The following is a 12,839-nucleotide window of genomic DNA, read 5'->3' on the forward strand; positions in this document are numbered from 1 at the left end:
TCTCCCTTCGTATTTATGAATGGTTGGCCGTTGATCGCCCTTTCACTTTGAAGTAAATCTGGAACGGTTCATACCCGATATCCCGAATGCGTCTCATTGGAATCGCGGGGTCCTGATTGACCGTCTTGAAAAAGAATCGCCAGCTTCCCCACTCGCGCTCGTTTTCCATTTCGACCTCGGACGCGATGTCGTCCTTTTCGGCATGCAGAATCCGTTCAGTCTCGCCGATCCCGGCCAGCACCTCCGGGCCGTACCGGAATGCACCGATGCTCCCGTCGTCCGGGAGCGGTACGAAGCGGATTCCGATCGGCAGGATGACGCTTACTTGGTCCCCGTCCATCCAGGTTCGGCGAATGGCGTAGAAGCGGCCGCTTTCCGCCGTGTTTTCCTGAAGACTGCCGTTGACGTAAATCTTCGCCTCCGACATGATCCATTCCGGAATCCGGCAGTGAATCGCGAATTCCTTCGGCGCGGACGTGTGCACGGCAATATCGTGCTTGCGGTACGACGGCATATTCTCGTGAATAGCGGTCATCTCATTGATGCCTTGAATGCCTGCGGTTATCGAAGAATTCATCAAGCTTCCGCTCATGCGATCCTGGGATTGAACGATCCGCACGGCATCCCCCCCCGATATCAGCGTTCAACTCGGAATCGAAATATTGGCAGACATAGATGCCGTCGGCCGCGTCTTGATAATAGAGCCCCTGGTTCCAAGCCGCGTTCGCCTGGACCATCGTTCCGTGGCAGCAGAAGAAGCTGTCCGTCTCCTTGCTCCAATCCTTGCGAAGACCGGCCTTCATCGGCAAAAAGTAGGTGAGAAGTCCGGTCGAAGGATCGTCATGCTTGCTGCCGGTCAAAGGGTACTCCCGATAGTACGCCTGCGCCATGATACCGTTATACAGGTTGTACTCGATATATTGCGCATAGGCGGGATCTCCCGAATGCCGGAACAGAAATTCGGCCAGACGGATCATATTGTAGACCGTACAGTGCTCCTGGTTTTTATCCCCAAGGCGCGCCTTCATCTTCTGCTTGGGCATCCACACTTCGCCGGCCGTCTGTCCGCCAGTCGCCAGACAGCCCCTTTCCGTCACCGCGCAATTCCAGTAGGCTTTCACGATATCCATCCAGCGCGCTTCGCCCGTGACTTCGAAGGCCCTGGCGCAGCCGAGCACTTCCGGGATAGTCGTATTCGCGTGCATGTTCGTCAGAGGGTCTTTGCCTTCGAGCAGGGGCTTGAACAGGCGGCTCCGATAATACCGATCGAGCAGCGTATTGTACTTCTCCTTGCCGGTGATGCCCAGAAGATCCGCCCATACCTCCAGCATCCCGCCGGTCTCCACGTCCAGAATGTCGTCGAATCGCTCCCGGGAAAATCGTCCGCTCCAATCCGCGAACCAGTCCGCGAACGAATCTGCGATCTCGAGCGCTTTCTCGTTAAGGCCGTATCGATAAGCGTCGACAAGGCCCATGAGGAGCTTGTGAAGATTGTACTGCGGCGCCCAGATCTGCTTGCCGCTCGCGATCCAGTGCAGGTATTTCTCCGGAATGGGACCGACCCACTGCCCTCCGTTGTCCTGCTGGCACGCCGCCAACTCGTCGACGATGAGTTCCATTTTCACCTTCAGCTCGGGGTCTCCGGTCTCGTCGACATGCATGGCCGCCGCCGACAGCCAGTGGCCGAGAAAGTGTCCCCGCAGCTGACAGACCGGCGATTCCCACCCTCCATGCGCGTCGTGCGGAATGTCGCGGCCGGCGAAACGGCCCGCTTCCAGCCGATAATTAAAGAGAAGATGATCGCTGTTCAGCTTCAGTAAATAGGAACGGTTCGCCGCTTTCCTTCGATTGATCTCCTCATCGCGCACGAGGACGCTTTTTCCCTTAAGTTGTTCCAAAACGCTTATCCTCCCCGCAGCATGCGATTCAAAGATGGAAGCAGAGACTTTGTTGATTGCGCTTTCAATTCAGTATAGGACGTTTAAATTTGCGTCTACAATGTGCAAGTTTTTACTTCGTTACCCTACGTTTACGAGTTAGCGCCGCAGCGGCCCGTCCGCAACCGGGAGTCTCGTCTTCGCTCGCCGTTACCGATCGTATGCTCATTTTATCGCCATCTTGCGCCACAAAAGAGAAGACCCACCGCCGAAAGCCGGCGGTGGGTTAATCCCTGTCTATGGCAAACGAATTGCCGCTTGTTGCATCGAACGTCGATAGTCAGCGAATCAGAAGCCGAGCAGCTTGTAGATGACTGCCGCAGCCTGGGCGCGGGTCGTCGGGAGCTTCGGACCGAAGCTGCCGTCCTGGAACCCGTTGATCAGCCCTGCCCGACGAATATCGTCTACGGCTGCAGTCGCATAGGCCGCGATCTCGGAGCGATCGTTGAAGTCCGCTCCCGATTCCGCTTCATCTCCGAGTCCGAGTCCGGCCGCCTGAAGCGCGCGGGACAGCATGACGGCCATATCCTCCCGCGTCACCGCTTCATGAGCGCCGAACGTGCCGTCCGCCCTGCCTTTGACGATGCCGAGCTGCACGCCCGAAGCTACCGCCTTTTCGTACCAGACGCCTGCCGGTACGTCGGAAAATGCCGACGCGCCCGTCAAATCGGTCTTGTCCAGGCCCAGCGAGGACACCAGCATCTGCAGGAACTCCGCCCGGGTCACGGAACGGCCCGGCTCGAAGCTGTCGGTAGACGTTCCGCGCAAGATCTGTCTGGCCGCGAGCGATTGAATCATGGACTTGGCCCAAGGCGCCTCGTTCAGATCCTTCAAGGCGACAGGCACATAAGCGACCGCATAGCGGCTGAAGTGCGCCGGACGGAATGTGATGCGTCCATTCGCTTCATCATAGCCGCTGCGCTTGACCGGCTCCATTTTACCGTCTTCTCCGATGAAGAAGATGACCAGACCGCTGACGTCTTCTCCTGCCTTGAGCGTATAATCGATCGATACGACGACAGCGCCCTTCGAGCCGAAGGAAGACACCTTCTCGCCGTCGACGCGAAGATCGAGATCGTACACAGGACGATCGCCCACCAACTGCCGCGCCTGCTCGCTCAGCTCTCCACGCTGTGCAGGTACCATCGATACGTTCAAGGTTTTCGCATCGGCTCCCAGTACGGAAGCATCGATGGCGAGCGTCATATCGACATCTCCGCTGCGAATCGACAGCGACTTGATCGTGCCGTCCGTCTTCAGCAGCTCGCCGACCGGCAGTTCAACCTCTATCTTGCCGGAAGCCTGCGGAGCATCGACTTGAATCTGAAGCTTGCCGCTCGTCGCCTTGGCAATCGCCTGCGCAAGCGATGCAGCCGTGAGCGAAGCTTTGACATTGCCGGTAGCATCCGGCTTGGCTGCGATCTTCACGCGGCCGTCGGCATCGACGTTCGTCGCAGGCGTGCCATTGTCGGACGCCGGAGGAGACGTCACGACCGGATCCGGATTGACGCCGCCCGCAGGAGCCGTCACCGTCACCGTCGCCGCAGCCTTGAAGCCGCCGTCCTCGGTCGTCGCCGTGATCGTCGCCGTGCCCGGTGCCTTCGCGGTAACCTTACCGTCGGCACCCACCGTCGCGACCGACGTGTCGCTGGACGTCCATACGACGGTCTTGTTCGTCGCGTCGGCCGGTGCGACCGTCGCGATCAGTTGACCAGTCGCGCCCACGATGAGATCGAGCGACGCCTTGTCCACACTCACGCCCGTCACCTTCGTGTCGACCGGTTCAGGGTCCGTCGATTTCGTGACCGTCACCGTCGTCGTCGCCGTGAAGCCGCCGTCCTCGGTCGTCGCCGTGATCGTCGCCGTGCCCGGTGCCTTCGCGGTAACCTTACCGTCGGCACCCACCGTCGCGACCGACGTGTCGCTGGACGTCCATACGACGGTCTTGTTCGTCGCTTCGGCCGGCATGATCGTCGCCGTAACCTGACCCGCAGTGCCTGCGATCAGACTGAACGGCTCCTGATCTACGTTGACGCCCGTCACCGGTACGATCTCGGTTACGACCGTCAAGGCTACCTCTGCCTTCTTGCCGTTCACCGTCGTCGCCTCGATGACCGCCGAACCTGCCCCGATCGCCGTGACATGGCCAGTCGCATCGACGGTCGCCACCGCATCGTCGCTCGACGACCAGGTCAGACGAGGATCGCCGTATGCCGGCGTGACCTGCGCATTCAACTGCAGCGTCGCTCCGATCTCGAGCGAAGCCTGGGACTTGTTGGCGGTGACGCTTTCCGGCGCAGGAACGAAAGCTCCGTTCGCCTGGAAGACGGTGACGCCCACCCAGTCCTTCGTCGTCGATACGCCGTAGATGTTCAGACGGATGTATCGACCGTAGGTCGCCGCCGGCAGCTGCACGTCGAATATGGCTGCGGTATCGCCGCCGTAGCTTTGACTGTTGTCATAAGCCGTCGTCCAGTTCACGCTGTCGTCGGAGACGAGCAGACTGTACTTCATCGTCTGCCAGAAGTTCATCTTGACATTGTCGATGCGAGCCGTGCTGCCGAGATCGATCTGCCAGAACTCCGGCGTCGTCGTCGTCTGAAGATTTCCGCCTGTCGTCCACGCCGCGCCCGCCGGGTTCATCGTCGACGCATTTGCGATCGGATTCGACGGCGTATAGCCGCTCTTGGACTTGCTCGCCGACACGGCGCCGCCGTTGGCGGCATAGCCGCTCGAGAGATCGGACGCGACGGTGACCGTTGTGGTCCCGACGACGCCGCCGTTCAACGCCTTCGCCTCGATATGCGCCGTGCCCGGTGCCAGGGCGGTCACCCGTCCCGATGCGTCGACGACGGCGATCGTTTCATTGTCCGAAGACCAGGCGAGCCGCTTGTCGCCGGCATAGACGGGCAGCACTTCGGCCACGAGCTGGCCGGACAGACCGACTGTAAGCGTCAGCGCGCCCGGGCTTACCGTTACGGCCTCCACGGGAGCCGACTGATCGAGCGCAAGCGCTGCGGCAGCTGCCTGCAAATCAGCGGCAAGTCCGTCGATCTCCGGCTGATGCGATGCGTCCCAAAGCTCGGTCTGCGCTTGCGTCAACGCGGTCTGCGCCGCTTCGAGCGCAGTCTTGTATCGGCTCAGGCTGTCGGCCGTATAGCCATTGTCCGGCAGCGTCTTGGCTGCGATCGCATCGGCGATCGCGGACTGCAAGCCGGTCACGATCAGCACGGCCGGACCCGTGACATGCAGGTTGAAGGAAGTCGAACCCGTATAGCCGCCGAAGTCCGGATAGGCGTCAACGGTCAGCGTGACGACCGTATCTCCCGCGGCCAGCGCCGTCAGCAGGCCCGTGTCGTGATCGATCGAAGCGACGGCCGGATCGGACGAGCTCCACGTCAGGCTGCGAACGTCCGCCACGGACGGATTCAGCACCGCCTTGAGCTGCTTCGCATCGCCCGTTTTGACATTGACGGTCGTCTCGTCGATGGCTGTGCCATGATCGTCCTGAATGCCGATCGCTTCTACCGGGATGATCGGATGGACGCTGACGCCTGCCGTCGCCGAGAGGGACGGATTGGAGACGACCGTCGCGGTAACGGTCGCGATGCCGTCGCTGACGGCGGTCACAAGACCCGACTGGCTGACCGTTGCGATCGCTTCGTCGCTCGTCGACCAGGTTACCGCCTGATCCACGCCCTCCACATTCGGGTTGACGGTGGCTTTCAGCTGGAACGTATTGCCCGGCGTCCCCGGAATATCAAGCAGACTGACCGTCGGGCGGTTCAGGCTGACCGACGATGCCGTCGGCGCTGCTGCATAGACGTTGAAGTTGTCAAACTGCGTGTTCCAGTTCATGCTGCCGCCTGCGTTGCGCGTCGCGTACAGCTCCAGATAGCCCAGCTTGCCGTCGAAGCTGGTTCCGGGCGCGAACGGCAGGTCGGCGACCGTCGTCGTCTGCGCCGTCGACTTGTTCGTCAGCGTGAACGAAGTCTTCTTCGCCGTCATATCCAGCGTGATACGCACGTTGTACATGGTGCTCGCGGTGTTGAATCCGCTCGCCGCAACCGCACTGCCCGACAGCGGCGTATTGGCCGCGAGCGTTGCGCTCGTGCTGTACTGCAGCGTGCTCGATGCGCCCGTGGGGACGCCAAGCGTCAAATAATTATTGTGGGCGCCATCCTGAATACGGAGCTGTCCCGTACCGGCTGCCGGCGAGCCGACATTCCAGTCGAAGTCAAGCACGATCTTGTTGTTGGCGATATTCAGGCTCTTGTAGGCCGCCCGAGCCCCGCTGCCGCCCGCCGAGAACTGCAGCAGTTGGCCGGCGTAGCCCGGGGGCGTCGCTACCGCGGCAGGAATGGCCGCGGCCGAGCCTGCGCTAACGGACCAGTTGTCCGCGAGCGCCCGGTTGTCGAAGCTCTCGCTGATCGAAGGCACGTAGACGGCCGTCCTGGCCTCGAAGCCTCCGTCCTTCGAAGTTGCCGTGATGAACGCGACGCCCGGCTTGCGAGCCGTCACGACGCCGAAGGCGTCCACGGTAGCGATGGACGGATTGTTGCTCTTCCACTCGACGTCCAGATTCGTCGCATCCTCCGGCGCAATCGCAGCCTTCAGTTGAACCGAAGGCAGCACGGCGGACGGATTCGTCGTCGAGAAGGCATCGGATGCAAAGTAAAAGGCGGCTTTGTCTGTCGCAATGCCGGTGACCGCTACCGGCGTCGATTGAACGTTCACCGTCAGCGTCTTCGTGAATCCGCCGTCATCGGTAACGGCCGTCACGACAGCCGTCCCTGCGAGATGGCCCGTGACGCGGCCCGATGCGTCTACCGTCGCGATCGATTCGTCGGAGGAGCTCCAGACGATCTTCTTGTTGTAGGCGTCAGCGGGCATGACAGCGGCCGTAATCGGCTTGGTCGTCCCGATCATCAGATTCAGCGTGGACTTGTCGAGCATCAGTCCCGTCACCATGACCGGTACGACGTTGATGACCGCGGTTCCCTTGATCGACGGATTGTCGACCGAGGCGGCCGCAATCGTCGTCGTGCCCGTCGACAGCGTCGTCACGAGCCCGTTCGCATCGACCGTCGCGACGCTCGTGTCCGAGGACGACCAGGTCACTTCCGCAAAGCTCGCGTTAGCCGGAGCCACGGTCGCCTTCAGCTGCTGCGTGCGCCCGAGACTGACCGTCGCGCTCGTCTTGTCCAGCGTCACGGCGGAGACGGGTACCTTCGTCGCGTTCAGCGTGAACGAAGCGATCGCCGTGCCGTCCGCGGCAGCCGCGCTGACGATCGTCGTGCCGTCGCGCTTGACGTTCAGCTTCACGTTTTGCGTGACATTCGATTGCTGGTAGAATGTGCCCGGTGCGGAGGACTGCCAGAATTCGCCCAGGAACGAAGCTACTGACGGATCGCTGGACTTGAAAACGATATGCTGGTCGGTCGCGCCGGCCGGCAGGAGGCCCTTCAGTACGAGCTTGTCCCATACTTTGGCGCTGATCTCGCTTCCGGGGGGCCGCGCCTCCTACGGTAAGGGTCAGATTGCCTGCTCCGACTTTGGATGCGGCTTCGACTGTCACGGCAGATGTCGCGGTGAGTCCGCCGACGATTGTCTTCGCCGTGATTACGGCAGTGCCCGCAGACTTCGCGGTTACATAGCCGGCTTCGTTCACCGTCGCGACGGACGGATCGCTGGAGGTCCACGCGAGCGTGCTGTCGAATACGAGCTTTTCCGCCGAAGCGTTGGAGTCCGGCGCGATCGCAGGCAGCAGACGCTCGGTATTGCCTGCCGCAAGCGTCAGCGACGTCTTGTTCAGCGAGATGCCGGTAGGCGCCGTCTTCGTGACGGCGTACGTGCCGAACCCCTGCAGCGGCGACAGCATCGTCGCCGGCTTGTTTTTGGCGTGCCCTCTCCACAGATACGCGTACATGCTGTCCATCATATCGCCCATCTTGCCGTTCGCCAGGCTGCCCATTTCCTTGATCGACGGGTCGCCGTTGTTGAACATCGTGCGGCGGTCGACCGTATTTGGCCCGCGCGTGCTGGCGCCGGCGCCTTCGACGACGATCCAATCGGTCTCCCAATAGAAAAAGCCGCGCATCCGGTCGTATGGATTGGCTACTTCCCGCATCGCCTGCATATAGTCGAGCAGCCAATTGTACTGGCCGTTCGGATTGGCGATCGCGTAGTAGCTCGATTGCCCCATCGAGCCGCTCTCGTCGGCCCAGTCGGGATTGTACTTCGTAAAGGCGTACCCGGTCTCCACGTCCAGGTAGTCCTTGTCGGGGAACTTCTCGATGTTGTTCGTCAGCATCCACGGAATCGCGTCTGACGTGTGACCGCCGTAAAGCGAGTACGCCTGTCCGTCGAACTTGACCCCGTTCGTGCGGAAGGTGCCGAATTGCGTATTGGAGTTGGAAGGCGTATAGCCGTTATTGGTATGAATAAAGGCGCTAACGCCGGGCGCGGCATCGTGCACCGCATCGTAAGCCGAGTTAATCAAGGCTTTGTAGCCGGCGGAAGAATAGCCCTTGCCATTCGGCCAGGCGATGCCGCCGTCCTGTTCGTTGCCGATCTTGGCCCCCATAGGGACGGTGCCCTGTTCGACCAGACCCTTGATGAAATCATAGACGTAGTTGTACATCGTCGTCGTCATCTCGTCGAGCGACTGGTCGACGAGCTTGCCGGACGCATCCTTGTACATCCAGTCGTAAGGCGTGAACGCCTTGCCCGCGCTCATCCACGCATCGCTGAAGTGGAAGCTCGGCATATAGCCGATGTCAAGCGCCTTCGCCCGCTGCGCAAGCGCCAGGGCGTGCGTCTTGTCGAAGTAGCCCGCCTGCATCGTGTACGGGAAAGGATTGCCGTCCTCGTCGGTATAGTCCGTATACTGCATTTGCTTGACGGGGCTCTGATCGTACACGGGGTTGCCCGCGCGCACGAACAACATGCCTAGAATCGCGTTGACGCCGTGGTTGGCCAGAATGGTCAGGCAGTCCTGCTGGACCCCGTTGGCGAAGTACTTGCCGCCGTTGTCCTCGATGATTGGCAGGAAGGAGACGTCCGCCCCTTTGACCGTCGTATTGTCGATGGCGAACAGGTCGAAGTTGTCCACGTACGCCTTGTCCGTACCGTTGCCCTGCCACTGGTCGCGGCTGCCGTTCGCGCCGTCCGACGTGTAGGTCGTCACGCTCTTGACGTAGTCCGCGTTCTTGATCGTATTGGCATAGAGCGTCACCTGAGCGTCGTTCGGTCCCGTCTTGAACCGGAGCGTCAGCAGCGAATACCCGGCCGTGCCGGAGGGCGCCTGCCGCAGCACCGTGCCGTCCGCCGTCTTGACCCCGAGGTTGACCCGGTCGCCGTATGACGTTACATTGACGAGTTGTCCCGTGTTGCCCAGGTAATTTTTTTGATAGATTGTCTCCCACGCATCCTGACGGTCGACCTTGGCGCGAACGGTCGCGATATAAGTCGTGTTCGGCTTGACGCTCACCGTCTGGCTGAGCTGCGCATCCGCGCTCAGTACGGCGGCTGTCGTGCCGGTATCCGCGCTAGTGCCAGCCGCGACCGTCCCCTTGTCGACCGTCCAGCCGCTCAGGTCGCCCGCTTCGAAGTTCCAGTTGGACAGCGGATTCTCATCGCTGCTGTCCAGCGTCAGCTGAATGTCGTCCACGGCAAGATTGTTGCCGTTGCCCGAAGCGATCGTCAGCTTGACCTGGCCGTTGTACACGAGCACGTTGCGAATGGAGATCTGTCTCCACTCGGTCGGACTGATGTAGACGTCGACCAGCGAGCGCGCGTCGGGACCGCCGGTCTCGGTCGCAGTGATATAGGCGCTGTTGCCGCTCGTCGCGCCCTTGACCCAAGCGGACAGCGTATAGCTGCCCTGCTCGATGCCCGCAATCGTGCGGGTCATCGTACTGCCCGCAGCCGTCAGCTTGGCGGAGTAGCTCCCGCCATGCTTGTCCGTCGTCTGCGCGGCCGCGGCGCCGGACGTCGTCCAGCCGTCCAGCGAGCCCGACTCGAAGTCGAGGTTCGCGTTCGACGGCTCCGCCGCATAGGCGGGAGCGGCGCCGAGCGGCCCGACATTGCCGAGCATCAAAGAACATACAAGAGCGGCGATCAATACGTACGCCCAGCTTCTCGTTCTTTTCATTTTTTGCTTATCTCCCCTGTCGTCAAGTATGTAAAGCGCTTGCATTAAAAAATTCTAGCACGTTCCGGAAATTGCGCCGCCCCCACAAACCTACGGTTTCCTTCGTTTTTCACAGATGCTCCTGAAATGGTCACGCGTATTCGGACAACTAAGTAAACCCTTCAGGGAAGATCGCCCTGACGGTCCTTGCATCAAGCGCGTGCACGATCAGCGGGCAGCCCGCGAGCGCATGAACGCACAACCAACCGCGCCAATGCCTCCGGAAGCGCCCGCCAGCGAGGTGCGATTGAGTGACGATGCCTGTGCGCGATCAGAATACGCGAAGGATTAGGATTTGTTAGCGTCCTTCTAACGCCTCAGCAAAATGGATGTTAATTTGCAGAAACTTCCTCTTCGGCTTGTCCAATCGGCTGAAAAGCCTGTGCGAATGTGATTTTTTTATCCCCCTCTCGCATTGCGCGACGATGCGAGAGGCGCCGATATGCCTCCATATTTAACCTTGAACAATGCAGGTCTGCGGGCTTGGCGGGCTTGGCGGGCTTGGCGGGCTTGGCGGGCTTGGCGGGCTTGACGGGCTTGACGACCTCACGCTCGCGGCCTATATGCAATAGCTGTTGAAACGCATTTATTTCCTTTAGTCACGACGTTATTAGCCCAAATAAGTGTTGAAGCGCAATTAAATTCCCACTTTCGAAAGCTATGGCCCGGTCTTGAACAAATTAAATGCGGTTGAACACTTATTTCCTCCCCAGCCCCGATCAGCGCGCCGATTAATTGCTTTTCAACACTTATCGCCCCGGCTCCCGGCTCCCGGCTCCCGGATTATCCGTGTCCAGATCGAGCACAATTGCGCTTGATCTCCTCCTGGTACATCCTATTAAAAAATCTAGTTTGTTCCTAACCGAGACTTCAACGACCGCGCGATGGCGCAAGAGGGTCAGTTTGTTCCTAAACAGAACTTCGACGACCCCGCGATGGCGCAGGATGGCTAGTTTGTTTTTAACCGAGACTTTTGCGGCGGGGCGACAGTGCGAGCGTATTCGTTCGTTTCTACCCGAGAATCCTTCGGCAAACGCTCGGTGAAGCCGTCTCTTGGGCTGCTGCTGAAGCAAACTGAAATCGGGCAGCATCCAACACCGATTTTTATACTTTCTGAAATGTCCAAAAAGAGCGGAATTCTCCGCTCTTTTGGTGACCTCTCGAAGCGCCGTGCACCGTTCGTGCGCCCGGCCGGCTGTCCGGCGCGAAAAGGCGCTATGCTTGCCGCTTATGCTTGCCGCGAACGAAGCCTTATCCAGGCAGCGTCTCATTCGGCGCGGTTGAAACGATATCCCCTTCGGTCCAGATTCGCGCTTCGCCATGCGCTCGGCGGCCAAGAAGCTGAATGCCGGTCAGCTCCGCATGCTCGTCCGCTCCCCGGTAGGCCTTCGTCCGAGCCAGCTCCGGGCGAAAAAGGCGCCGCGAACCGCCTCGTCCGCGATCGCCGCGAACAGGACGCCCCGCAGACCCCAGCCCACCGCCGAGCCGAGCGCATAGGCGCCGCCCGTCGAGATCAGCCACATGCCGACGACCGACAGCACGGCGACGGTGCGGGCGCCGCCTACGATGTTGAGCGCGTTGGACAGACAGAACGCGCCGACCCGGAGCGGCTGCCACAGAATGCCGACCGACAGCAGCGGTATCGCCTGGGCGACGATCTGCGGCTCGCGGGTGAACAGGTGCATGATCGGCTCCGCGCCGACGCGGATGGCCGCGCTCGCGGCCAGCACGAGTCCGGTGCCGGCGACGATCGCGCGGAATGGCGCGCGGTATACCTGCTTTAGCCGGCCGGCGCCGTATCCCTGTCCGACCTGAATGCCGAGCGCGCTGCCGATCGCCGCCGCGATCATCCAGGGAAACTGCATGATCGTCTGTACGTACGTATAAGCGGCCAGCGACGCCTGGCCGTAAGAGGAGACGATCGAGAGCAGCACGATCTGGGAGAAGCCCCACGACGTCGCGGTGACCGAGACTGGCAGTCCGATGCCGAATATATCCCGGAGCAGTCTCCTGTCCGTGCGCAGCCAGTCCCGCTTCGTCATCCGCGGGAAAAAAGACTGCCACAGCAGCCAGCAAGACAAAGCCAGCGCGATCGACCGGCTCACGACCGTGGAGATCGCCGTTCCCTCGACGCCCAGCTCCGGGAACGGTCCGATGCCGAATATAAGCGTATAGTTCAGGCACAGATGCACGACGTTCATGCCCAGCGTGATGATCATCGGGCCTTTTGTATTGCCGATATTGCGAATGAGCGTATTGACGACCAGATGAAGCGCGACGACGACGATTCCGCCGCCGACCGTCGACAAGTAGGTCACGCCATAATCGCCCACCTGACCGGGCACGCCCATAACATCCATGACCATGCCCGAAGCGAAGGCGAAGAACAGACCTCCCGCCAATCCAAGCCCCAGATTGATCTTGAACGCGATCGCCGCGGTCTGGCGGGCTCTGTCCCAGTCGCCCGCCCCCCACATCCGCGCGATAATGGCGCCGGCGCCGGCATTGACGACGGTAAACAGCGTCATCGCCGTCTGGATCACCTGATTCGATACGCCGACGGCCGACACGGCATCGTCTCCGATGCGGCTGACCATCAGCGTGTCCACGGTTCCCATCAGGAATTGCAGCAGCAGCTCGATCCCGATCGGCCAGGACAGCTGCCATAGTCCGTTGTTGCTGAGGACGTTCGCCATGGTACGGGCGCT

Annotated in this window: 5 protein-coding genes; all 5 read right to left on the reverse strand. The window is 60.8% G+C overall.

The features are described from left to right. Nucleotides 1–13: 13 nt before the first annotated feature. A complete protein-coding gene (locus OMP38_RS12020) occupies nucleotides 14–577 on the reverse strand; it encodes a beta-L-arabinofuranosidase domain-containing protein (protein ID WP_277565391.1) in 564 nt (187 codons plus the stop codon). Further along, a complete protein-coding gene (locus tag OMP38_RS12025; protein ID WP_277565392.1) occupies nucleotides 537–1,898 on the reverse strand; it encodes a beta-L-arabinofuranosidase domain-containing protein in 1,362 nt (453 codons plus the stop codon). The genes OMP38_RS12020 and OMP38_RS12025 overlap by 41 nt, the downstream gene beginning before the upstream one ends. A gap of 327 nt (nucleotides 1,899–2,225) precedes the next feature. Next, nucleotides 2,226–7,151, reverse strand: coding sequence for an Ig-like domain-containing protein (locus OMP38_RS12030; RefSeq protein WP_277566791.1), 4,926 nt, complete (start codon nucleotides 7,149–7,151; stop codon nucleotides 2,226–2,228). Next, nucleotides 7,075–10,092, reverse strand: coding sequence for a glycosyl hydrolase 53 family protein (locus OMP38_RS12035; protein WP_277565393.1), 3,018 nt, complete (start codon nucleotides 10,090–10,092; stop codon nucleotides 7,075–7,077). The genes OMP38_RS12030 and OMP38_RS12035 overlap by 77 nt, the downstream gene beginning before the upstream one ends. Before the next feature lie 1,391 nt (nucleotides 10,093–11,483). Beyond that, a complete protein-coding gene (locus tag OMP38_RS12040; RefSeq protein ID WP_277565394.1) occupies nucleotides 11,484–12,827 on the reverse strand; it encodes an MATE family efflux transporter in 1,344 nt (447 codons plus the stop codon). Nucleotides 12,828–12,839: the final 12 nt, after the last annotated feature.

This window comes from Cohnella ginsengisoli (genome assembly GCF_029525555.1).
GTDB classification, from domain to species: domain Bacteria; phylum Bacillota; class Bacilli; order Paenibacillales; family Paenibacillaceae; genus Cohnella; species Cohnella ginsengisoli.